Raw genomic sequence first — 24,173 nt, forward strand, 5'->3', positions numbered from 1 at the left:
TCAACGGCTGCGCGTAATGCTCAGGCCTTTGAGCAGGCTCAGCGCCTGGGCCAGCTGGTAATCGTCGTCCTGCGGCATCGGCTTGGCTTTCTTGCTGCTGCCGGTCGGCTGGTCGGCGCCGCCGTTGCCATTGCCCAGGTGACCTTGCAGGTCGGCCTCCTTGTAGTACTCGCTGTCGATCTCGTTAGTGATCTTGGCCTTGCGCACTTCGATGTCCGGCACGATGCCCTGGGCCTGGATCGAACGGCCATTCGGCGTGTAGTACAGCGCGGTGGTGATCTTCAGTGCGCGGTCATTGTTCAGCGGAAGCACAGTCTGCACCGAGCCTTTGCCGAAGCTGGTAGTGCCCATCAGCACGCCGCGTTTCTGGTCTTGCAGGGCGCCGGCGACGATTTCCGAGGCCGAGGCGCTGCCGCCGTTGATCAGCACGGCCAATGGCACGTTCTCGCTGAGGTCGTTGCCGGTGGCCGAGAAACGCAGCTCGGAATTGGCGATACGGCCCTTGGTGTAGACGATCAGGCCTTTGGTGATGAAGTGGTCGACCACTTCCACCGCCGACTGCAGCACGCCGCCTGGGTTGTTGCGCAGGTCGAGGACGATGCCGTTGAGTTTTTTGCCATTGTCCTTGCGCAGCTTGGCCAGGGCCTTGGCTACTTCGTCGCCGGTCTTGACCTGGAATTGGGTGATGCGGATGTAACCGTAGCCCGACTCCAGCAGCTGGCTCTTCACGCTCTTGACCACGATGGTCGCGCGGGTGAGTGTCACGTCGAATGGGTTGCCGCCGTCGCGTACCAGGGTCAGGGTGATTTTCTGGCCGATCTTGCCGCGCATCTTGTCGACGGCTTCGGTCATGGTCTGGCCACGTGTCGGCTGGCCGTTGATCTTGACGATAAAGTCGCCAGCCTGGATACCGGCCTTGGACGCCGGGGTATCGTCGATGGGGGACACCACTTTGACGTTGCCGTCCTCGGCGCCGACTTCAATGCCCAGGCCGCCGAATTCACCGCTGGTGCTTTCCTGCAGCTCGGCGAAATCTTCAGGGCCCAGGTAGGCGGAGTGCGGGTCGAGGTTGCTGAGCATGCCCTTGATGGCATTCTCCAGCAGGGTCTTGTCGTCTACGGGTTCGACATAGGCTGCCTTGATCCGGTCCATGACCTCCGCGAAGGTACGCAGCTCGTCCAGCGGCAACGGTGCCTTGGTGGTCGCGGCAGAGCTGGCGGCAGGTGCAGCCGGAGCGGCCTGGTCGGCGAAAGCCAGAGGCGCGCCGATCACCAGGGCGATCGTCAGGGCCAGCGAAGTGAGGCGGGACAAATGCAGCATGTCGAACGAACTCCTAATGTAGATGCGGCCCTATCCTTGGGAACGGCACCATTGTGCGGGATCGCTCGGGCGACCCTGCTGACGAATAGCGAAGTACAGCGCCGGGGTGTCCTGGCCACCACTGTTACCGACAGTGGAGATGGATTCACCGGCTTTTACAACATCACCTGCCGACTTGAGTAAAGTCTGATTGTGGCCGTAAAGGCTCAAATAGCCATTACCGTGGTCGAGAATCACCAACAAACCGGCGCCCCGCAGCCAATCGGCAAACACCACGCGCCCACCGTGGACAGCGTGGACCTGGCTGCCGGCGGAGGCGCTGATCATCACGCCATCCCACTTGGCGCGGGTGTCATCACCACGGGTTTCACCGAAGCGTGCCAGTAATCGACCATCAACTGGCCATGGAAGTTTGCCCCGCGCTGAAGCAAAAGGGCCGCCGAAGGATTCGCCGGCGCTGGAAACCAGCGGGCCAGGCGCTGCATGCGCCGGTTTACGGGGGGCCGGAGCGTCTGTGGTGGCTGCCAGTTCGGCCTCACGCTGGCGCTTTTTTTCGGCTTCCTGCTGGGCGATCAGCGCTTTTTGCCGCGCCTCTTCAGCCTCGCGTGCCTGGCGTGCCAGGGTTTCCTCGATGGTCTTGAGGACTTTGCCCAGGTCGGCCTGGTCCTGCTCGCGGGCCTGTAGCTTGGCGTCACGGGCCTTCACGTCGTCGTTGAGCTTGGCCAGTGCCAGTTGACGCTCCTTGCGGACCTTGTCGAGTTCGTTGCGCTGAGTGTCCAGGGCGAGTTTCTGATCCTGCAACTGCGACTGCTGGTTGGCAATTTCCTGTTCCACGTTGACCAACTGGCGCAGCGTCTCGTTGAAGCTTTTAAGTTGCTCCAGGCGGGCCTTGCTCAAGTAGTCGTAGTAGGTCAGGGTGCGCGCGAATTTCTCGGGGTTCTGCTGGTTGAGCAGCAGCTTGAGGTATTCCTGGCGGCCGCTCTGGTAGGCGGCGCGGGCCTGGATCGCGATCAGGCGTTGCTGTTCAACGCGTGCGCTCTGGAGTTTTTTTTTCTCAGCGTCGAGTCGCTCCAGTTCCGACTCGCTCTTCTTTAGTTCCTTTTGCAGCTCCTGGACCTGCTTCTCCAGCTTGCCCATTTCGGTTTCAGTACCGCGCAGGTCTTTCTGCACCCCGGATTTTTCTTCCTGGAGCTTGCCAAGCAGTTTTTTCAGCTCGGTAATGTCCTGACGCGTAGCGTCCAACTGTTGTTGGGTTTGTGCACGCTCGTCGGCAAACGCCGGTTGGAGCAGGCAGACAAGAGCAAGGGTAATCAAGGCGCGAAGCATAGAGGCGGGCGACACCAGGGAAAGGGACGGCCTAGTATGCCCGCCAAGCGCAGCAAAAAAAACGCCCAATTCGGGCTGGCGGGCAAGATAGGTGCCGAGTGGCGGTGGTATGGCAAAAAGACATCTACCAAACCCAGAGGATCAAAATGTGGGAGGGGGCTTGCCCCCGATGGCGGTGTACCAGTCGACATAGCTGCAAACTGATACTCCGCTATCGGGGGCAAGCCCCCTCCCACACTGATTTTCAGTGAGGCTGACGTCAGACCAAGATCGAAGTGCCCGTCATCTCAACCGGCTTATCGAGCCCCATCAGCATCAACATGGTCGGCGCCACATCCGCCAGCACGCCGCCGTCACGCACTTTGAAATCGCGCTTGCCGACATAGATGAACGGCACCGGCTCGGTGGTGTGGGCCGTGTGTGCCTGGCCGGTGGATTCGTCGGACATCTGTTCACAGTTGCCGTGGTCGGCGGTGATCAGCGCTTCGCCGCCGACCTTTTCCAGGGCGTCGACGATGCGGCCGACGCACAGGTCCAGGCATTCCACGGCCTTGGTCGCGGCTTCCAGGTTACCGCTGTGGCCGACCATGTCGCCGTTGGCGTAGTTGACCACTATTACGTCGTAGCGCTGGTGCTCAATGGCGTCGACGATCTTGTCGGTGACTTCCGGCGCGCTCATTTCCGGTTGCAGGTCGTAGGTGGCGACTTTTGGCGACGGGATCAGGATGCGCTCTTCGCCGGGGAACGGTTCTTCACGCCCGCCCGAGAAGAAGAAGGTCACGTGGGCGTATTTTTCGGTTTCGGCGATGCGCAGTTGGGTCTTGCCGTTTTTCGCCAGGTAATCACCCAGTACGTTGTCCAGGCTGCCCGGAGCAAACGCGGCGGGGGCCGGGATGCTGGCCGCGTATTGGGTCAGGCCGACGTAGTGCACTTTTGGCTGGCGGGCGCGTTCGAACTCGCTGAAGCCGTCTTCGACAAACACGCGGCTCAGCTCGCGGGCGCGGTCGGCGCGGAAGTTCATGAACACTACGGCGTCGCCGTCTGCAACTTTCACCGGCTCGCCGATGGTGGTGGCTTTGACGAATTCATCGCTCTCACCGCGGGCGTAGGCGGCTTCCAGGCCTTCCTGGGCGGTGGCGGCGTTGAATTCGGCCTGGCCGTCGACGATCAGGTTGTAGGCCTGGGACACGCGGTCCCAGCGGTTGTCGCGGTCCATGGCGAAGTAACGGCCGACGATGCTCGCGATACGGCCCTTGCCCAGGGCGGCGAAGGTGGTGTCCAGCAGTTCGATGGAGGATTGCGCGCTTTTCGGCGGCGTGTCGCGACCGTCTAGGAAGGCGTGCAGATAGATCTTGTCGGCGCCGCGCTTGAAGGCCAGCTCGGCCATGGCCACCAAGTGGTCCTGATGGCTGTGTACGCCGCCGTCCGACAGCAGGCCCATGAAATGCACGGCCTTGCCGGCGGCCACTGCTTTATCTACCGCGGCGCAGATGGTCGGGTTCTCGAAGAACTCGCCGTCGCGGATCGCTTTGGTCACACGGGTGAAGTCCTGATATACCACTCGTCCGGCGCCGAGGTTCATGTGGCCGACTTCCGAGTTGCCCATCTGGCCGTCCGGCAGGCCAACGTCCATGCCCGAGCCGGAGATCAGGCCGTTGGGGACGCTGCCGGTCAGGCGGTCCAGTACAGGCTTCTTGGCCGCGTACACGGCGTTGTCGTGGTGGCTTTCACTGTGTCCAAAGCCATCGAGAATTATCAGGACCAAAGGTTTAGGCGTGGTAGTCATAGATCCTCTCGCGGCGGTAATAAAGGAAGGCAATTGAAAAGTGAGTGGCAGTTTAAAGCGAAGTTCCGACCACGTCACCGCTTTACGGGGGTTGGCCCCCCCTGACGGCTGTGTATACTTACCGCCATTTTAACGCCCTGGAACCTCCTTGATGGTTGATCACCTGATTGCATTTGCCACTGCCCACTATCTGCTCGTGGGTGCCTTCGTCATCCTGCTGGCGCTGCTGATCGCTCACGAATTGAGCCGTGGTGGCCGCAGCCTGAGCACATCGGAGCTGACCGCACTGGTCAACAAGGATGAGGCCATCGTGGTGGATATCCGCCCCGCCAAGGAATTCGCTGCCGGCCATATCGTCGGTGCCCTGAACATTCCACAGGACAAGCTGATTGCGCGCCTGGCCGAGCTGGAAAAGCACAAGGCCAAGACCATCATCCTGGTCGACGCCCAGGGCCAGCACGCCGGCACCCACGCCCGCGAAATGCTCAAGACCGGTTTCACCGCCGCCAAGCTGTCCGGTGGCATCAGCAGCTGGCGCGCCGATAACCTGCCGCTGGTGAAGTGATATGAGCCAGGTTGTCGTGTATTCCAGCGATTGGTGCCCTTACTGCATGCGGGCCAAGGCCTTGCTGGAGAAGAAGGGCGTTGCCTTCGAAGAGATCAAGGTCGACGGCAAGCCCCAGGTGCGCGCCGAAATGGCCCAGAAGGCGGGGCGCACGTCCGTGCCGCAGATCTGGATCGGCGCCAGGCACATCGGTGGTTGCGACGACCTGTTTGCCCTGGAGCGCGCCGGTAAACTCGATGCGCTGCTGCTCGTCTGACTCCTAAACCCTAAAAGACCCCAAGATCAAGAAGGATCTGCGATGACTGACCAACAGAACACCGAAGCAGCAGAAGCTCAAGGCCCACAGTTCTCGCTGCAGCGTATCTACGTGCGTGACCTGTCGTTCGAAGCGCCGAAAAGCCCGGCCATCTTCCGCCAGGAATGGACCCCAAGCGTTGCGTTGGACCTGAACACCCGTCAAAAAGCATTGGAAGGCGACTTCCACGAAGTCGTGCTGACCCTGTCGGTCACGGTCAAGAACGGCGAAGAAGTGGCCTTCATCGCTGAAGTGCAACAGGCCGGTATCTTCCTGATCCAGGGCCTGGACGAAGCGTCCATGAGCCACACCCTGGGTGCGTTCTGCCCGAACATCCTGTTCCCGTATGCCCGTGAGACCCTGGACAGCCTGGTCACCCGTGGCTCGTTCCCGGCGCTGATGCTGGCACCGGTGAACTTTGATGCCCTGTATGCTCAAGAGCTGCAGCGCATGCAATCGGAAGGCGCGCCGACGGTTCAGTAATCTCGAACCCGACGCAGAACCCAATGTGGGAGGGGGCTTGCCCCCGATAGCGGTGTGTAGCAGCTGCCTCGCCAAGGCTCGGCAGCTGCTACGGATTACCGCCATCGGGGGCAAGCCCCCTCCCACATTTGTTATGTGTGTTACTTGAAGCCGAGCTGGCGCCAGCCTTCGTAAACAGCGACGGCCACGGTGTTGGACAGGTTCAGGCTGCGGCAGCCCTCGCGCATCGGCAGGCGCAGGCGATGGCCGTCGGGCAGGGCATCGAGTACCTCGGCCGGCAGGCCACGGCTTTCCGGGCCGAACAGGAAGGCATCGCCCTCGGCAAAGCTGGCATCATGGAATGGCCGCGAACCTTTGGTGGTGAACGCGAACAACCGTGGATGCCCCAGGCTTTCCAGGCAGCTGGCCAAGTCGGCGTGACGCTGGAGCGTAGCGTACTCGTGGTAGTCCAGCCCGGCACGACGCAGGCGCTTGTCGTCCATGTCGAAGCCCAGGGGCTCGATCAAATGCAGGTGGCAGCCACTGTTGGCGCACAGCCTGATAACGTTGCCGGTATTCGGCGGAATTTCTGGTTGAAAAAGGATGACGTGAAACATGCACGGCTCCGAAGGCAAAGATGCGCTGCATTCTACCCCTGAAGAAGACCCAAGACCGAAGCTATTGCCAAGAGTCATGGGCTCGCTGGCGATTGTCGGCCTGATGGTGGGCCTGATGATCGGCCGCCTGACCACGGCGGACCCGGTCGAACTGCAACAGGTGGAAACGACCGCGGACGGCGTCGTGGTGTGGTTCAACAGCGAACCCAAGCTGCACGGCGAGCATATCGATGGCACCGTGGCGTTGCTGTTTGACGCCCAAGGCAAGGCCGGTACCGGGCAACTCAAGGTCAACGACAAAGACGTGAACTGGCGCGTGCGCAAGACCGATGGCGGCCTGCTGCTGAACCTGGTGGCGGCTCGGCCATTGCGCGGAGAGTGGAAGGGGGAGGAGGTCGATGACCGCTGGCGGTTGGAGATCCATCTCCAGGAGCAATAAAAGAGGGAGTTCCCGGCCTGCCTGTACCAGGGCTCCCAAAACGGTTGAAGCCAAAGGCTTCGGTGTTAAAGAGGGGATTCTCGGCCTGCCTGTACCAAGGTCCCCGAAACTGGGTTGTACTGGGGTTATTGCAGGGCGCGTGCCAGACTCGTCAAGTTTTGCCAAATAATTTCACCACAAAGCGCAAAGCCCCGGAATACGGGGCTTTGGTGGTTTCGGCTGGCGAGAGTTTTTCAGCGATAGCGGTGTTTCAGGTATCTGACCCGTGCCCAATGCCGGTTCATGGTGCATTGAAGCGGTGCACAGCCCCGAAACCAGATTGCAAGTGTGGGAGGGGGCTCCCCTCCCACATTGGATAGTGGTGAGGTCCAGAATCAGGCGTCGTCGCCCTCGTCATCATCCCCACCATCTACCTTCATCCCCAACTCCTTGATCTTGCGTGTCAGGGTGTTACGGCCCCAACCGAGCAACACAGCAGCGTCGCGGCGGCGGCCGGCAGTGTGCTTCAACGCAGTCTCAATCATGATCCGCTCAAACGCCGGCACGGCGCTGTCCAGCAGGTTCGACTGGCCGCGCGCCAACGCCTGGTCGGCCCATTGGCGCAGCGCTTGTTCCCAGTTGGTCACGGGGGCAGAGTCTTGCGGCAGGCTCAACAGCTCCGGTGGCAGGTCGCTGATATGCACTTCGCGCCCGGACGCCATCACGGTTATCCAGCGGCAGGTGTTCTCCAACTGGCGCACGTTGCCTGGCCACGGCAGGTTTTTCAGGTATTCCTCGGTTTCGCTTTTGAGCAGCTTCGGCTCGACGGCCAGCTCCTGGGCGGCGCGGCTGAGGAAGTGGCGGGCGAGGGTCGGGATGTCCTCGCGGCGGTCCGACATGCGTGGAATGTGGATACGGATCACGTTGAGGCGGTGGAACAAGTCCTCACGGAACTTGCCCGCATGCACCAGGGTTTCGAGGTTCTGGTGGGTCGCCGCGATGATGCGTACATCAACCTTGACCGGCGTGTGGCCGCCGACGCGGTAGAACTCGCCGTCCGCCAGTACGCGCAGCAGCCGGGTCTGGGTATCGGCCGGCATGTCGCCGATCTCATCGAGGAACAAGGTGCCGCCGTCGGCCTGTTCGAAGCGGCCGCGACGCAGGTTGGCCGCGCCGGTAAACGCGCCTTTTTCGTGGCCGAACAGCTCGGATTCCATCAAGTCTTTGGGAATCGCCGCCATGTTCAATGCGATAAACGGCGACGCCGCCCGTGGGCTGTGACGGTGCAGGGCATGGGCCACCAGCTCTTTACCGGTACCCGACTCGCCGTTGATCAGCACGGTGATGTTGGAGTGGCTCAAGCGCCCGATGGCGCGAAACACTTCCTGCATCGCCGGTGCTTCACCGATGATTTCCGGGGTGCGGGTCAGGGCCGGTGGGGCTTCCTGGTTCTGCTGTTCCTGGGCGTGCTGGTTGGCGCGCTTGACCAGCGCGACGGCCTCGTCCACGTCAAACGGCTTGGGCAGGTATTCAAACGCACCGCCCTGGTAGGACGCGACAGCGCTGTCCAGGTCCGAGTGCGCGGTCATGATGATTACCGGCAGGCGCGGGTGCTGCTCGCGAATCCGGGCCAACAGGTCCAGGCCGCTGGCGCCGGGCATGCGGATGTCGGAGATGATCACGTCGGGCTGCTGGCGCGCCAGGCGGCTCATCACGCCATCGGCGCTATCGAAGCTCTGGGTGGTCATGCCTTCCTGTTGCAAGGCTTTCTCGAGGACCCAGCGGATGGAACGGTCGTCATCGACGATCCAGACGGTTTCACTACGGCTCATGTCGAAGGGGCTCCTTGTTCCAGTGGCAGAAAGATCGAGAACGTGGTGTGACCCGGATGGCTCTCACACTCGATCAAGCCCTGATGCTGGCTGATGATGTTCTGGGTAATGGCCAGGCCCAGCCCGGTACCGTCCGGGCGGCCGCTGACCATGGGAAAGAAAATGGTTTCCTGCAGTTCCACAGGAATGCCCGGGCCGTTATCGATGATCTCGACCTTGGTCACCAGACGATGGCGCACGTGGCCGATGGTGAACTGGCGCAGGGCGCGGGTACGCAGGCTGATGCGGCCCAGGCGCAGTTCGTTCTGGCTGCTGATGGCCTGCATCGCGTTGCGCACGATATTGAGCACCGCCTGGATCATCTGCTCGCGGTCGATCAACACGTCAGGAATGCTTGGGTCGTAGTCGCGCACCAGGGTGATGCAGCCCTGGCTCTCGGCGTCGACCAGTTGGCAGACGCGCTCCAGCACCTCGTGCACGTTGGTCATCGCCAGGGACGGCAGCTTGTTGGAACCGAGCATGCGGTCCACCAGGTTACGCAGGCGGTCGGCTTCTTCGATGATGACGTTGGTGTAGTCCTTGAGGTGCTCCTCCGGCAGCTCGCGGGCCAGCAACTGCGCTGCGCCACGGATGCCGCCCAACGGGTTCTTGATCTCGTGGGCGAGGCCGCGCACCAGCATCTTGCTGGTTTCCTGCTTGGACAACTGTGCTTCCTCTTTGGTGATGCGCAGCAGGCGATCACGCGGATGCACTTCGAGCAGCAGCAAGGTAGTGCCGTTGCTCAGGATCGGGGTCACGGCGTAGTCGACAGTCAGCGTCTGGCCCGTAAGCGCCGTGAGCATCGCTTCGCGCTTGGTGAACGGGTGTGCCTGCTCCACGGCCTGGCGCAACGAGCTCAAGGCTTCGGCCGACTCGGTGAACAGCTCGCTGATGAACTGCCCATGGCTGCGCTGGCCGCTGATGGCCAGGAGCATTTCCGCCGCCGGGTTCATGTACTCAAGACGCAAATCGTCATTGAGCAGGATGGTCGCGGTGGTCAGGTTGTCGAGTAGCAAACGGTGCAGTGCATCGCTGATGGTCATCAGGACCTCTTTTGGAGCAAGGCGCGGGCTTGAGGCACACGCTGATACAAGGAAAATGCAAAAACCAAACCAAGGCTCCGAAAAGAAGCGTTAAAGCCTTGAAATAGGGGTTTGAGGCGCGAAACTGTGGCGTTCTGCCAGCCTGCGCGGGAAGTTTCGAACCAAAATGGGCTGGACAGGTGGGAAGGGTGCAGCTCATCGCACCAATATAGTGCGATTTGCTGCAATCTGTTCAGGTAGCCGAAAAAAGCTTTAGCCGGGGTAGATGCACAGCTCGGCCGTAGCGCGGATCATGGCCAGTTGGCGAAGCGGGTCATTCAGTGGTTCGTGTACGGCTGCCGCCAGCCATTGCGGGCATTGTGGGTCTTTGCGCTGGGGCGTGAAGTCCGCCAGTTGTTGCAGCAGGCGTTTTTGCAATTGGTCCAGCTGCGGTCGAATCTGCTTTACCAGGTCCGGGCGCGGATCGTCGGGTGCCTTGCCCTGGAACTGCCAGTCGGACAGGTGGGTGTATTGCACCAGCTTGTTCGCCTCGATCTGCGCCGAGAAAAACTGTTCGGCGGTGGCGGGGTCGAGTTTGTAGCTTGGGGCCTGGGCGACGACGCTGGCGATCACCTCTTGTTCACGTTTCTTATCTTCCACCGGTTTGTGGCTGTCCCATTTGCTCAGGGCCACTTGGTCGGCGATTTCCAGGCGCTCGGCGATGCTGTTGAGCAACGGCTCAAGCGTGGGCGGCGCGGCACTCGCACTGGCGCTGACAAATAACAGAGCGAATACAAATCGACGTTTCAATGGATATCTCCTTATGGGAGGGGGGGCGCTGATGGTTAGCCGTATGCTCGACCGCCAAGCGGCCATCTGACAATCCCCAGGCAAAAAAAGACCTCCCGAAGGAGGCCCTTTTCATCACGCTACGTCAAGCAGCGCTACCGGATCAGCAGCTGTAGTACAGCTCGTATTCCAGTGGGTGTACGAAGGTGCGAACCTTGATTTCTTCTTCGCTTTTCAGGCCGATGTAAGCGTCGATGAAGTCGTCGCTGAACACGCCGCCTTTGGTCAGGAACGCACGGCCCTTGTCCAGCTCTTCCAGGGCTTCTTTCAGGCTGCCGCACACTTGTGGGATCTCTTTGGCCTCTTCAGGCGGCAGGTCGTACAAGTTTTTGTCGGCGGCGTCGCCTGGGTGGATCTTGTTCTGGATACCGTCCAGGCCGGCCATTACCAGGGCAGCGAAGGCCAGGTACGGGTTGGCTGCTGGATCCGGGAAGCGGGCTTCGATACGGCGAGCGCGAGGGCTGGACACGTAAGGAATACGGATCGAAGCGGAACGGTTGCGCGCCGAGTAGGCCAGCATTACTGGCGCTTCGAAACCTGGGACCAGACGCTTGTAGGAGTTGGTCGACGGGTTGGTGAAGCCGTTCAGGGCCTTACCGTGCTTGATGATACCGCCGATGAAGTACAGGGCAGTGTCGGACAGGCCGGCATAACCTTCGCCAGCGAAGGTGTTCTTGCCATCTTTGGCAATGGACAGGTGAACGTGCATACCCGAACCGTTATCGCCGTACAGCGGCTTAGGCATGAAGGTAGCGGTACGGCCGTAGGCAACGGCAGTGTTGTGTACGCAGTACTTCAGGGTCTGAACTTCGTCAGCCTTGGCTACCAGGGTGTTGAACTTCACACCGATTTCGTTCTGGCCGGCAGTCGCCACTTCGTGGTGATGCACTTCGATGACCAGGCCCATGTCTTCCATGGCGTTGCACATGGAGGTACGGATTTCGTGGTCGTGGTCGAACGGTGGAACCGGGAAGTAACCGCCTTTGATGCCTGGACGGTGGCCATGGTTGCCGCCTTCCACGTCCTGGTCGGACATCCAGGAGCCTTGTTCGGAGTAGATCTTGAACATGGAACCGGAGATGTCGGACTTGAACTTCACTTGGTCAAAGATGAAGAACTCTGGCTCCGGGCCTACGAATACAGTGTCACCGATACCGGTCGACTTCAGGTATTCCTCGGCGCGCTTGGCGATCGCACGAGGGTCGCGGTCGTAGCCTTGCATGGTCGAAGGCTCGATCACGTCGCACACCAGGATCAGGGTGGCTTCTTCGGTGAACGGGTCGAGCACGGCAGTGCTGTCGTCCGGCATCAGGATCATGTCGGAGGCTTCGATGCCTTTCCAGCCAGCGATGGAGGAACCGTCGAACATTTTGCCTTCTTCGAAGAAAGCATCATCCAGCGCATCGCGAGCCGGCATGGTCACGTGGTGCTGTGTGCCTTTGGTGTCCGTGAAGCGCAGATCAATCCATTTAACGTCATGATCTTTGATGAGTTGAACCGACTTCGACATAGTGTCCTCCGGGTGGCTTCGGGCTGGGGTAGTGGAGTTAGCCCTTAGAATGTGGGTGATGCCGGCGCGGATAGTCCGCCATGGCAACCTGCCTCACAAGAGAGCAAATTGCATGCCAGTGCGCCAACATGGGTTTTCTGCTCCAAAAACGCCCCTATAAAGGTGCATTGCGACAAAAGCCCGAAATTGGCGCACCGCAATGTGGCGCATGCGCTCACAAATGCACCGCTTTAGTGCGAGTTGAGTGCTGTGCATATTAACTGGTTAAACCTTGAGCGATTTCCGCTATAATCCGCGCCCCCCTTTTTCAGCAGGCCCGGCGCGCGCTGTTTCCATGAAATTAATCGTTAAAGTCTTCCCCGAGATCACCATTAAAAGCCGACCGGTACGGACGCGTTTCATCCGTCAGTTGGCCAAGAACATCCGTGCCGTGCTCCGCGATCTGGACCCGGCTGTGGTGGTGAACGGTGTGTGGGACAACCTCGAACTGGAAACCCGTGTCACCGACGCCAAAGCCTTGAAGGACATGACCGAGCGCCTGAGCTGCATGCCGGGCATCGCGCATTTCCTGCAGGTGGACGAGTACCCGCTGGGCGACTTCGACGACATCACCGAGAAGTGCAAGCAGCACTTCGGCAATGAGATCGAGGGCAAGATTTTTTCGGTGCGCTGCAAGCGCGCCGGCAAGCACCCATTCAGCTCCATGGATGTAGAGAAATACGTCGGCAGCAAGCTGCGTCGCGAGTGTGGCGCCGCCGGAATTTCCTTGAAAGCGCCAGAAATTGAAGTGCGCATGGAAATTCGCGACCAACGGTTGTTTGTGATCCACAGCCAGCACAACAGCATCGGCGGCTACCCGCTGGGCGCCCTGGAACAGACCCTGGTATTGATGTCCGGCGGTTTCGATTCCACGGTGGCGGCTTACCAGATCATGCGTCGCGGCCTGATGAGTCACTTCTGCTTCTTTAACCTGGGCGGGCGTGCACACGAATTGGGCGTGATGGAAGTCGCGCACTTTATCTGGAAGAAGTACGGCAGCTCCCAACGCGTGCTATTTGTGAGCGTACCGTTCGAGGAAGTGCTGGGCGAAATTCTCGGTAAAGTCGATAACAGTCATATGGGCGTAGTATTGAAGCGTATGATGTTGCGCGCTGCGTCCCGGATTGCCGATCAGTTGCAGATCGACGCCCTGGTGACCGGCGAAGCGATTTCCCAGGTTTCCAGCCAGACGCTGCCGAACCTGTCGCTGATCGACTGCGTCACCGAGAAGCTGGTATTGCGCCCGCTGATCGCCAGCCACAAGCAGGACATCATCGATTTGGCAGAAGAAATCGGCACCGCCGACTTCGCCAAGCATATGCCTGAATACTGCGGGGTCATCTCGGTGAACCCCAAGACCCACGCCAAGCGCAACCGCGTGGAGTATGAAGAACAACAGTTTGATATGGCCGTTCTGGAGCGTGCGCTCCAGAACGCCAAGCTGGTCCCGATCGATCGAGTGATCGACGAATTGGGCCAGGATGTGCAGATCGAAGAAGTCAGTGAAGCCCTGGCCGGTCAGATCGTTGTCGACATCCGTCACCCGGATGCCGCTGAAGATGAGCCGCTGGAGATTCCTGGCATCGACGTACAAACGCTGCCGTTCTATGCATTGAACGCGCGTTTCAAGGAACTGGATGACAGCCGTCAGTACCTGCTGTATTGCGACAAAGGCGTGATGAGTCGCCTGCATGCCCACCATTTGCTCAGTGAGGGGCATGCCAATGTGCGCGTTTATCGACCGAGCTAAGAGCCCGGGGCTGTTTGCCTGTGGCCTGCGTCACCGGCCCCCCGACTCTGCCGTCAAGCTGTAACGGCAAGGCCTGACTCTACTGTTAATCGCTGCCACGACCTGTCAGCACACCGAATCCTCTGATCGAGATACACAAGTGATCGAAAATCTACGTAACATCGCCATCATTGCTCACGTTGACCATGGTAAAACCACCCTGGTAGACAAACTCCTGCGTCAATCCGGCACCCTGGAGCGCAACGAGCTCAACGACGAGCGCGTGATGGACTCCAACGACCAGGAAAAAGAGCGCGGTATTACCATCCTGGCAAAAAACACCGCTATCAACTGGAACGGCTACCACATCAACATCGTGGATACCCCGGGCCACGCCGACTTCGGCGGCGAAGTAGAACGCGTAATGTCGATGGTTGACTCCGTTCTGCTGCTGGTTGATGCCCAGGACGGCCCTATGCCGCAAACTCGTTTCGTGACCAAGAAGGCTTTCGAAGCCGGCCTGCGTCCGATCGTGTGCATCAACAAGGTTGACCGTCCAGGCGCGCGTCCGGACTGGGTTCTGGACCAGATCTTCGACCTGTTCGACAACCTGGGTGCCACCGAAGAACAGCTGGACTTCAAAGTCGTCTACGCCTCGGCCCTGAACGGCATTGCCGGTCTGGAACACACCGACATGGCTGAAGACATGACCCCGCTGTACCAGTCGATCGTCGACAACGTACCGGCTCCAAAAGTTGACCGTGATGGCCCGTTCCAGATGCAAATCTCGGCGCTGGACTACAACAGCTTCCTGGGTGTTATCGGCGTTGGCCGTATCGCTCGTGGTAGCGTCAAGCCGAACACCCCGGTTGTTGCTATCGGCGCCGACGGCAAGAAGCGTAACGGTCGTATCCTGAAGCTGATGGGTCACCACGGTCTGCACCGTATCGACGTTGAAGAAGCTTTCGCCGGCGACATCGTCTGCGTCAGCGGCATGGACTCCCTGTTCATCTCCGACACCCTGTGCCAGCCGGACAACGTTGAGGCGATGAAGCCTCTGACCGTTGACGAGCCAACCGTTTCCATGACCTTCCAGGTAAACGACTCGCCTTTCTGCGGTAAAGAAGGCAAGTTCGTGACTTCCCGTAACATCAAGGAACGTCTGGACAAAGAGCTGCTGTACAACGTTGCACTGCGCGTTGAAGAAGGCGACTCGGCTGACAAGTTCAAGGTTTCCGGCCGTGGTGAGCTGCACCTCTCGGTACTGATCGAAACCATGCGTCGCGAAGGCTTCGAAATGGGCGTTGGTCGTCCAGAAGTGATCATCCGTCAGGTTGACGGCGTGAAGCAGGAACCGTTCGAAAACGTCACCATCGACACCCCGGAAGAATCCCAGGGCAAGGTGATGGAAGAGATGGGTCTGCGTAAAGGCGACCTGACCAACATGGTGCCGGATGGCAAAGGCCGTGTGCGTCTGGAATACAACATCCCTGCTCGTGGTCTGATCGGTTTCCGTAACCAGTTCCTGACCCTGACCAACGGTGCTGGCATCCTGACCTCGATCTTCGATCGCTACGACACCATGAAGTCCGGCGACATGTCCGGCCGTCAGAACGGTGTTCTGGTATCGGTAGAAACCGGCAAGGCACTGACCTACTCCCTGGAAACCCTCCAGGCGCGTGGCAAGCTGTTTGTTGAACACGGTCAAGAGATCTACAACGGTCAGATCGTTGGTCTGAACAGCCGTGACAACGACATGGGCGTCAACCCAACCAAAGGCAAGAAGCTCGACAACATGCGTGCTTCGGGCAAAGACGAAACCATCGCTCTGGTCCCACCTGTTCGCTTCACCCTGGAACAGGCCCTGGAATTCATCCAGGACGACGAGCTGTGCGAAGTTACGCCTAAGTCGATCCGCCTGCGTAAGAAGATCCTGGACGAAGGCGAGCGTACCCGCGCTGCCAAGAAAGCCAAGAACTGAGTTAACTCAGGCTGAATGAAAAACGCCCCCGGTCGAAAGGCCGGGGGCGTTTTTTTATGTCTGCAGTTTCTGTGGTGGCTGTACTGGCCCCATCGGGGGCCAAGCCCCCTCCCACATTTTGATCTGTGAATACATTCAAAGGTGGGAGGGGGCTTGCCCCCGATGAGGCCCTAGGAAGCTCCACAAATCTTGGATCAGAACTTGTCGAGGGTCTTGAACTTGGTCTCGCGCACCACTTCTTTCGGCTTATACGCGCAATACCCCGGACGCGGCCCGATCTTCGGGTGATTGCGGCAGGTATCCGGGCGCTTGTCATAAATAGTGCAGAAGCGCGTCTTACGATCCAGATACAGGCAGTCGTTGTTGCTCATGCGCTGCAGGGTAAAAATCTCGGATTTGTTGTTGTAGCGTTCGACGATGCCTTCCTTTTGCAACCGCTTGGCGATGTTCTTCGGCGGATCGCCGCGTTCGAACTCATCGACGATGCCAATGCGGATCAGGTCCTTGATCTTCACTTCGACCGGCAGCGTGCAGCAGCTGGACACGCAACCGCCGCACATGTGGGCGGAATATTTCTGCCAGGTCTCAAGACGGTCTAGTTCCGCGGCGGCGATCAGTTGAGGCTTCATCAAGGTTCCAAAAGGTGGGGCTGTATCCGGGCGCGGGATCATACCGGGATTGGTGGTTTTTTGAACAATATTTTGCGTATTTCATCCCCAACGGTGCGTTGGGCGAAAGCAGGCACGGCCAATGCATCAAAACCCTGCAAAGGTAAATGCGTTAAAAAAGTGCCGAACCAGAGCAGTCACCGTCTGTCAGACCGTCTAGGCTCTAGCAACTCCTTCTATCTCGCCCGAGGTCGCATTTGATGTCTCAGGAACCACTTGCACGAGAAGCAGAGGTAGCCGCATTTCGCGATGCCGTCTTGACCAAACTCACCTACGCGGTGGGCAAGGACCCGGATCACGCCTTCGACCACGATTGGTTCGAAGCCATTGCCCTGGCCGCACGCGACCAGATGGTCGACCACTGGATGGACCATACGCGGCGTATCTACCGCAAAGGTCAGAAACGGGTGTATTACCTGTCCCTTGAATTCCTCATCGGCCGTTTGCTCTACGACAGCTTGAGCAACCTCGGTGTGCTGGAGATTGCCCGCGAGGCGCTCAGCGAACTGGGCGTCGACCTTGAGCGCATCCGCCTGCTGGAGCCCGACGCGGCGCTTGGCAACGGTGGCCTGGGCCGCCTGGCCGCCTGCTTTATGGAAAGCATGTCGACCCTGGGCATTGCCGGCCACGGTTATGGCATTCGCTATGAACACGGCCTGTTCCGCCAGGCGATTGTCGATGGTTGGCAGCAGGAGCAGACCGAACGTTGGCTGGATTTCGGCAACCCGTGGGAGTTCGAGCGCGCCGAGGTGATCTACCCGATCGGCTTTGGCGGCAGCGTGGAAACCCTGCCGGACGCCGCCGGCAAGCTGATCCAGGTGTGGACGCCCAACGAAACCGTGCGCGCCGTGGCCTACGACACGCCGGTGGTCGGTTGGCGCGGTGCCAGCGTCAACACCCTGCGCCTGTGGCGTGCGCGGGCGGTGGAAGACCTGCACCTGGAGCGCTTCAATGCCGGTGACCACCTGGGCGCCGTCGCCGAAGTGGCCCGTGCCGAAAGCATCTCCCGGGTGCTTTACCCGGCTGACAGCACCGAAGCAGGGCAGGAACTGCGCCTGCGCCAGGAATACTTCTTCGTCTCCGCTTCCCTGCAAGACCTGCTGCGCCGCCACAAGAATATGCACGGCTCGGTGCTGAGCCTGGGCGAACACGCCGCCATCCAGCTCAACGACACCCACCCGTCCATTGCCGTGGCCGAGTTGATGCGTCAACTGGTGGACTTGCACGACATCGCCTGGGACGCCGCTTGGCAGGTCACGGTCGAAACCTTGTCCTACACCAACCACACCTTGTTGCCCGAGGCTTTGGAAACCTGGCCTGTAGGGCTGATGGAACGCATGCTGCCCCGGCACATGCAGATCATCTACCTGATCAATGCCCAGCACATCGACTCGCTGCGCGCCAAAGGCATCCACGACTTTGACGTGCTGCGCGCCGTGTCGCTGATCGAAGAAGACAACGGCCGCCGCGTGCGCATGGGTAACCTGGCGTTCCTCGGCTCCCACAGCGTCAACGGCGTGTCGGGTTTGCACACCCAACTGATGCGCAGCACGGTGTTCTCCGAACTGCACAAGCTTTACCCGGACCGTATCAACAACAAAACCAACGGCATTACCTTCCGCCGCTGGCTGTACCAGGCCAACCCCAAGCTCACCCAGATGCTGGTGGAAGCCCTGGGGCCGGACATTCTCGACACCATGGAAACCCGTCTGGGCGAGTTGGAAACCTTCGCCGAGAAACAGACCTTCCGCAAAGCCTTCGCCGACCAGCGCTTGCACAGTAAGCGTGCACTGGCCGAGATCATCCACGAGCGCCTGGGCATCTCGGTGAATCCGGCTGCGATGTTCGACGTGCAGGTCAAACGGATCCACGAATACAAACGCCAACTGCTCAACCTGCTGCACACCGTGGCGCTGTACCAGGCGATCCGTGCCGAGCCGGGCACCGACTGGGTGCCGCGCGTGAAGATCTTCTCGGGCAAGGCGGCGGCCAGTTATCACCAGGCCAAGTTGATCATCAAGTTGACCAACGACATCGCCCGCACCGTCAACAATGACCCGACTGTGCGCGGTTTGCTCAAAGTGGTGTTCCTGCCCAACTACAACGTCAGCCTGGCCGAAAGCATCATTCCGGCGGCGGACTTGTCGGAGCAGATCTCCACGGCCGGCTTTGAAGCGTCGGGCACCAGCAACATGAAGTTCGGCCTCAACGGCGCGCTGACCATCGGCACCATGGACGGCGCCAACGTGGAAATGCACGAGCGCGTGGGCGCCGACCACATGTTTATCTTCGGCCTCAGCGCGCAGCAGGTGGAAGCGCGCAAGCAGGCGGGTGAGTTCAACGCCGGGCTGGATATCGCCGCGTCCCATCGCCTCAACGATGTGCTGCAAGCGATCCGTGGCGGGGTGTTCTCGCCGGATGATCCGGGCCGCTATGTGGGCTTGATCGACGGGCTGATCGACTACGACCGCTTCCTGGTGTGTGCCGACTTCGATTCCTACTGGGACGCCCAGGCACGAGTCGAAGCGCATTGGCATGATTCCAAGGCGTGGTGGCGTTCGGCGGTGCTCAATACGGCGCGGATGGGTTGGTTCTCTTCGGACCGTACCATCAGGGAGTACGCGACCGAAATCTGGAAAGCACTCGACTAAGCCCCGTTGTTCTAAATGTGGGAGGGGCGGTGCGACGATTCGACTTGCCCCCGATGGCGCACCATCAGTTGCTAAATATGTCGACTGGCACACCGCTATCGGGGGCAAGCCCCCCTCCCACATTAGGTCCGCGTCGATATACTGAGCGCCGGTTTGCTTAGGGAATATCGACCATGCAATGGATTTTCATGCTGATTGGCCTCGTGCTCGGCTGGACGCTCGATGAGTCGTTCTATGACGCAGGCATCGGCGCACTGCTGGGGTTGGGCATTGGCCAGGCGATTCGTCTGTCGAAGCTTGCGACTCAAGCGGATCAGCAAGCGCGTCAGCTGGAAACCACGCAGAAGGCGTTGATCGCTCTGGGTGATCGCCTGCGGCAACTGGAAGTGCCCGCGCCGACCAGCCCTGTGATTGTCGAGCCCTCCATCTCTGAGCCGACACCCGTCGCCAAGGCGCCCGAACTTGTTTGGGAACTGCCGGCGGAATTGGCGCCTGTCGCCATCGTCGCCGAACCGAGCCAGCCTCTGCCGGCTGACGTGTGGGCGCCCGCTCCAACCCCACAACCTAAAGAATCTGCTATCCCTCGCGGCCCCAACCTGATCGAGCGCGCCATCGTTGGCGCACGCAATTGGTTGTTTGGCGGCAACACCGTGCTGCGTGTCGGCGTGGTGCTGTTGTTCCTCGGCCTGGCCTTCCTGCTGCGCTACGCCACCGAAGGCATGGTGGTGCCGATCGAGCTGCGTTACGCCGGTGTGGCTGGCGCCGCTGTCGGCCTGCTGGGCCTGGGCTGGTGGCTGAGATTGCGCAACAGCAATTACGGGCTGATGCTGCAAGGCACCGGCATCGCGGTGCTGTACCTGACCGTGTTTGCCGCGATGCGCCTGCACCCGCTGATCGACCCGAGCGCGGCGTTGGGGCTGTTGGTGGCAGTCACGGTGTTCTCGGCAATCCTGGCGATTACCCAGGACGCCTTGGGCCTGGCCTGCGCGGCAGCCCTCGGCGGTTTTGCGGCACCGATCCTCACGTCCACCGGCGCTGGCAACCATGTCGCGCTGTTCAGCTATTTTGCCTTGCTCAACACCGGCATCCTCGCCATCGCCTGGTTCAAGGCCTGGCGCTTGCTCAACCTGATCGGTTTTGTCGGCACCTTCGGCATCGGCTTCGCCTGGGGCATGCGTTCCTACACACCGGAACTGTTGTGGAGTACCGAACCGTTCCTGATCCTGTTCTTCCTGATGTACCTGGCCATCGGCCTGTTGTTCGCCCGCCGCAAATTGCTGGAGATGGGCGACGCGCCCGAGGGCCGGGATGCGTTGTTGCGCTGGTCGGCCGCCAAAGGTGATTACGTTGACGGCAGCATGCTGTTTGGCCCGCCGCTGGTGGGCTTTGGCTTGCAGTTCGCCTTGGTGCAGCACCTGGAATTCGCTGCGGCCTTCAGCGCGTTGGGCCTGGGCATCATTTACATGGGCTTGGCGCGGTTGCTCAGTGGCGGGCGCGCGTTGCTGCTGGCGGAAACCTGCCTGGCCCTGGGCGTGATCTTTGCCAGCCTGGCGATTCCGCTGGGGCTTGATGCGCGTTGGACGGCTGCGGCGTGGGCCGTGGAAGGCGCCGGGATTTTCTGGCTCGGTTTGCGCCAGCAGCGGCCGCTGGCGCGGGCGTTTGGCTTGTTGCTGCAATTAGGCTCGGCGCTGGCCTTCCTCAGCGAGCTGCGCATTGGCGAACACAGCCTGCTTACCGGTGCGCCGCTGGGTGCGCTGTTGCTTGGCGCAGCGTTGCTGTTCAGCTTCGCTCAGTTGCGCAAGGCATCGGCAGAACAGGCGGCAGGCTGGGAGCGCAAAGGCCAGCCGGTGTTGGCGTGCCTGGGCCTGAGCTTTTTGTACCTGCTGGCGCCGTTGCTGTTGCTGACCCAAGGTACCGCGATCAGTTGGGCCATTGCCGGTCTGGCGACCCTGTTTATTGGCCTGCGCATCGGTTCGCGTACCTTCGTGTTCACTGCGTTTGCGGTGCAATTGCTGGGCGGCGCGTTGTTCCTGCTGCGCTTGCAGGGCGGGGAGGGCGCGGCGGTATTCAATGCGGGCTGGAGTGGTTTGCTCACGGCCTCACTGATCGGCCTGGCCTTGATTGGCGGCATGCTGCTCGCGGCACGCGACGAAATGGTGCGCAGCGATGCGCGGCTGTTACGTGGGTTATCGGTGGTGCTGCTCGCCGGTCTGGTGCTGATCAATCTGGCGGTGCTGTTTGTGCTGCCATGGGAAAGCGCCAGCGGCGTCTGGGCGGCCAGTGGGTTGTTGATCATCTGGCTGAGCCTGTACTTGCAACAGCGTGTCAGTTTTGTGTTCGGGTTGCTGCTGCAATTGGTCGGTGGTGGTTCGTTCCTGCTGGCGGTGCCGCAATTGCTCGGACCATTGACCGGCGAAGGTTTGAGCCCGATGGCGCACAGTGGTTTCTGGACGCCGATGGTGTTGGGACTGGCCGCCTTGATCGGCGCGTGGCGCTTGCAACGTGAACCCCATGCGCCGGTGTTCGCGGTGCTGAAGCTGCAACGCTTGTCCGACCTGTTGCTGGTGTGGGGGGCGGCGTGGTGGACACTGGCGCTGGGCGGCGAAGTCTTGCGCTTTGTTGCGCAGGCGTTGCTGGGGGCTTTCCTGCTGGGTCTTGCGGCGTTGAGCGTGGCGATTTGGGCGCTGCTCGCGGCGCGACTGCGCTGGGCATCCCTGGGTGTGCTGTGCACCTTGCTGATGCCAGCGGCGGGCGTGGCGTTGCTGGTGTCTGCCCACGCTTACTATCACCCGGCGGCACAGTACGGCTGGCTGGCCTGGTTGGCGGTATTCGTGGTGCATTTCATCTCGCTACGCCGTTTGGCGCCTGTGGTTGCGGCCAGGATGCTGAGTATTGCCCACGTTCTCGGCTGCTGGATGTTGATCGGCGTGCTGGCGTTGGAGTTGCGCTATGGACTCTTGCGGCTGTCGGCCGAATACAACGCCTGGCGCTGGTTGGGCTGGGCGATCCTGCCAAGCCTGTACCTGGTGCTGGCTGCGGCGCCGCGCACCTGGCCGTGGCCGGTGTCGGCGTACCCGAGGGAGTACCGAGTCCTGGCTGCGTTGCCATTGGCCGTGCTGATGCTCGGCTGGTTCTGGCTGGCGAATACCTTCAGCGATGGCACCGCCAATCCGTTGCCTTATGTGCCACTGCTCAACCCGCTGGACCTGGGCCTGCTGTTCGCGCTGCTGGGTATTTACCTGTGGTCCCGAAGTGTGGCGCCGCAACGCGGGCCGCGTGCCGAGTCGGTCGCCCAGGGTGTCGCGGGCCTCTCGCTGTTTGCGTTCTTCACGGCGCTGGTCATGCGCACCGCGCACCACTGGGGTGGCGTGCCGTTCCAGCTGGATGCATTGCTGGAGTCGATGCTGGTGCAAGCCGGCTTGTCGATTGTGTGGACCTTGATCGCGCTCGGCCTGATGATCGGCGGCCATCTGCGCCATCGTCGCGAAGTGTGGTTGATCGGCGCGGCGTTGATTGCGGTGGTGGTGGCCAAACTGTTTTTTGTTGAACTGAGCAACCGTGGCGGGCTGGCGCGGATCGTGTCGTTTATCGGCGTGGGCGGGCTGTTGCTGGTGGTGGGTTATTTCGCGCCGCTGCCGCCCAAGCGGGCCGAACCTGTGATCGAAACTGAAGGAGCATCCTCTTGATCGGTAAGTTGAGCGTGGCCGTGGTGGGCATGTGTGCGGCGTTGGTGGCATCGGCTCAGGAAGGTCCGGCTGATTTCACCCACCGTGTGCCGCTGAGCGTCAGCGGCAACGGCCCCTGGTATCGCCTTGAATTGCCGCTGGCTGTGCAACTCAACGCACGCCAGGCCGACCTCAGTGACGTGCGCGTGTTTAATGCCGCCGGTGAGCCCCAGGCGTATGCGCTGTCGCGTCAATCTTCCCAGCGCACCGAAAGTCGCAACGTCGCCGATGTGAAGTGGTTTCCGCTGTACGCCGCCGACACTCAGGAAACCCTGCCCGGTGTGGTGATGAAAACCACCAGCGAAGGCACCCTGGTGGAAATCAAACCTTCATCCGCCGCCAAACCCGGCAAGCAGGTGTTGCGCGGCTGGGTGCTGGACGCCAGTGCGATCAAGGCGCCGTTGCAGCAACTGAGCCTGGACTGGAGCCGCGAGCAAGAGGGCTTCCAGCGTTTCAGCATTGAAGCCAGCGATGATTTGCAACGTTGGGAGCCTTGGGGCGAGGGGCAAGTGGCGCGCTTGTCGTTCGCCGACGAACGGGTGGAGCAGCATGACGTCAGCCTGCCAGGGCGCCCGGCGCGCTACCTGCGCCTGGTGTGGAAGGGGCAGGCGGCGCCGCTGCTGACTTCGGCCAAACTGGTGAGCGCTACGCGCAGCAGTCTGCCAATGCCGCTGGTGTGGTCGCAGCCAGTGGCGGGCACGCGACTCAAGGCCGGGGAGTACAGCTGGCAGTTGCCGACGGGGCTGAGTGTCGAGCGCCTGCGCATCGAGCTGAAGCAGCCCAACACGCTGGCACCAGTGACCTTGTCGGGACGTAGCGATGCCAAACAAACGTGGCAGCCGCTGAGCAATGGCTTGCTGTACCGCCTGACGCAAAACGGCCAGGACGTGGTGCAGGATGAATTGCAGTTGCCGGGCCAGGTCGTGACTGAACTCAAATTGCAGGTGGACGAGCGCGGTGGCGGGTTGGGCGCGGATGCCCCGGCGCTGGGCTTTGCGGTGCGCGCTACGCAGTTGGTGTTCCTGGCACGGGGTGAGCCGCCGTTCAGCCTGGCGTTGGGCAATGCGTCGGTTAAGGCCGCAAACTTGCCGCTGTCGACCCTGATCCCCGATTACAGCGCGGAGCGCCTCGACACGTTGGGGCAGGCCAAGGTCGCCGGGGAAATGACGGTCGCGTCGCCGGCGGTGGTAGCGGCTGTCGACGACGGGCCGAACTGGAAAAAACTCGGACTCTGGGCGGTCTTGCTGCTCGGCGTGGCGGCACTCGGTGCCATGGCCTACAGTTTGCTGCGCAAGCCACCGGCGGCACGTTAAATAAAGTCCATGAACTCTATTGGGTT

At 60.9% G+C, this 24,173-nt stretch carries 18 protein-coding genes; 9 read left to right on the top strand and 9 right to left on the bottom strand.

Translation table 11 applies throughout. From position 1 onward, the window contains the following. The 3 genes from DNK50_RS05220 to gpmI all read right to left on the bottom strand — a co-directional run bounded on the left by DNK50_RS05220 (position 1) and on the right by gpmI (position 4,432). A complete protein-coding gene (locus tag DNK50_RS05220; protein WP_112193020.1) occupies positions 1-1,320 on the bottom strand; it encodes a S41 family peptidase in 1,320 nt (439 codons plus the stop codon). Between the two features lie 30 nt (positions 1,321-1,350). Continuing rightward, positions 1,351-2,646, bottom strand: coding sequence for a murein hydrolase activator EnvC (locus DNK50_RS05225; protein ID WP_112193021.1), 1,296 nt, complete (start codon positions 2,644-2,646; stop codon positions 1,351-1,353). Positions 2,647-2,905: 259 nt separating this feature from the next. Continuing rightward, positions 2,906-4,432: a 2,3-bisphosphoglycerate-independent phosphoglycerate mutase gene (gene gpmI / locus DNK50_RS05230; RefSeq protein ID WP_112193022.1), complete on the bottom strand. Its 1,527-nt coding sequence runs from the start codon at positions 4,430-4,432 to the stop codon at positions 2,906-2,908. Positions 4,433-4,583: 151 nt separating this feature from the next. Here gpmI and DNK50_RS05235 point away from each other — a divergent pair, with 151 nt between their 5' ends. From DNK50_RS05235 to secB, 3 genes are read left to right on the top strand one after another with little or no spacing between them, the layout of a single operon-like run. Then, complete coding sequence (locus DNK50_RS05235; RefSeq protein WP_032890134.1) at positions 4,584-4,997, top strand: rhodanese-like domain-containing protein; 414 nt, start codon at positions 4,584-4,586, stop codon at positions 4,995-4,997. A gap of 1 nt (position 4,998) precedes the next feature. Then, positions 4,999-5,253, top strand: a complete 255-nt coding sequence (gene grxC, locus DNK50_RS05240) for a glutaredoxin 3 (RefSeq protein ID WP_033896917.1) — start codon at positions 4,999-5,001, stop codon at positions 5,251-5,253. A gap of 42 nt (positions 5,254-5,295) precedes the next feature. Continuing rightward, positions 5,296-5,775, top strand: a complete 480-nt coding sequence (secB, locus tag DNK50_RS05245) for a protein-export chaperone SecB (protein WP_112193023.1) — start codon at positions 5,296-5,298, stop codon at positions 5,773-5,775. Positions 5,776-5,915: 140 nt separating this feature from the next. Here the strand turns inward: secB and DNK50_RS05250 are convergent, their stop codons facing one another. Then, on the bottom strand, positions 5,916-6,371 hold the full coding sequence (locus DNK50_RS05250; protein WP_010563141.1) for a tRNA (cytidine(34)-2'-O)-methyltransferase: 456 nt from the start codon (positions 6,369-6,371) through the stop codon (positions 5,916-5,918). Here DNK50_RS05250 and DNK50_RS05255 point away from each other — a divergent pair. Beyond that, a complete protein-coding gene (locus DNK50_RS05255) occupies positions 6,370-6,810 on the top strand; it encodes a hypothetical protein (protein ID WP_112193024.1) in 441 nt (146 codons plus the stop codon). The genes DNK50_RS05250 and DNK50_RS05255 overlap by 2 nt on opposite strands. A gap of 374 nt (positions 6,811-7,184) precedes the next feature. Here DNK50_RS05255 and ntrC read toward each other — a convergent pair whose 3' ends face one another. The 4 genes from ntrC to glnA form a co-directional block, all read right to left on the bottom strand. Then, entirely contained in the window at positions 7,185-8,621 is a 1,437-nt protein-coding gene (gene ntrC, locus DNK50_RS05265; RefSeq protein WP_048723367.1) for a nitrogen regulation protein NR(I), read from the bottom strand. Then, positions 8,618-9,703, bottom strand: a complete 1,086-nt coding sequence (glnL, locus tag DNK50_RS05270; RefSeq protein ID WP_099583861.1) for a nitrogen regulation protein NR(II) — start codon at positions 9,701-9,703, stop codon at positions 8,618-8,620. Before glnL ends, ntrC begins: the two co-directional genes overlap by 4 nt. A 252-nt stretch (positions 9,704-9,955) precedes the next feature. After that, complete coding sequence (locus DNK50_RS05275) at positions 9,956-10,492, bottom strand: chorismate mutase (protein ID WP_099583860.1); 537 nt, start codon at positions 10,490-10,492, stop codon at positions 9,956-9,958. Positions 10,493-10,634: 142 nt separating this feature from the next. Further along, positions 10,635-12,041: a type I glutamate--ammonia ligase gene (gene glnA, locus DNK50_RS05280; protein WP_032890148.1), complete on the bottom strand. Its 1,407-nt coding sequence runs from the start codon at positions 12,039-12,041 to the stop codon at positions 10,635-10,637. Between the two features lie 334 nt (positions 12,042-12,375). On the opposite strand from glnA, the gene thiI reads away from it, so the two are divergent. After that, on the top strand, positions 12,376-13,830 hold the full coding sequence (gene thiI, locus DNK50_RS05290) for a tRNA uracil 4-sulfurtransferase ThiI (RefSeq protein WP_112193026.1): 1,455 nt from the start codon (positions 12,376-12,378) through the stop codon (positions 13,828-13,830). Positions 13,831-13,969: 139 nt separating this feature from the next. Then, complete coding sequence (gene typA / locus DNK50_RS05295) at positions 13,970-15,790, top strand: translational GTPase TypA (RefSeq protein ID WP_032890153.1); 1,821 nt, start codon at positions 13,970-13,972, stop codon at positions 15,788-15,790. 194 nt (positions 15,791-15,984) lie between these two features. On the opposite strand, the gene DNK50_RS05300 is transcribed toward typA, so the two are convergent. After that, positions 15,985-16,419 (bottom strand): YkgJ family cysteine cluster protein, encoded by a 435-nt coding sequence (locus DNK50_RS05300; RefSeq protein WP_024072902.1) that lies wholly within the window; start codon positions 16,417-16,419, stop codon positions 15,985-15,987. Between the two features lie 239 nt (positions 16,420-16,658). Here DNK50_RS05300 and DNK50_RS05305 point away from each other — a divergent pair, with 239 nt between their 5' ends. From DNK50_RS05305 to DNK50_RS05315, 3 genes are all read left to right on the top strand, one after another. Further along, positions 16,659-19,109 (top strand): glycogen/starch/alpha-glucan phosphorylase, encoded by a 2,451-nt coding sequence (locus DNK50_RS05305; protein ID WP_099583858.1) that lies wholly within the window; start codon positions 16,659-16,661, stop codon positions 19,107-19,109. Between the two features lie 173 nt (positions 19,110-19,282). Further along, positions 19,283-22,795 carry a DUF2339 domain-containing protein gene (locus DNK50_RS05310; RefSeq protein WP_112193027.1) on the top strand — a complete coding sequence of 1,171 codons (3,513 nt, stop codon included), beginning with the start codon at positions 19,283-19,285 and terminating at the stop codon, positions 22,793-22,795. Further along, entirely contained in the window at positions 22,795-24,147 is a 1,353-nt protein-coding gene (locus tag DNK50_RS05315) for a DUF3999 domain-containing protein (RefSeq protein ID WP_112196894.1), read from the top strand. Before DNK50_RS05310 ends, DNK50_RS05315 begins: the two co-directional genes overlap by 1 nt. Positions 24,148-24,173 lie beyond the last annotated feature (26 nt).

Origin of the sequence: Pseudomonas sp. LG1E9, from assembly GCF_003290225.1 — a bacterium.
Classification (GTDB): domain Bacteria; phylum Pseudomonadota; class Gammaproteobacteria; order Pseudomonadales; family Pseudomonadaceae; genus Aquipseudomonas; species Aquipseudomonas cyclaminis.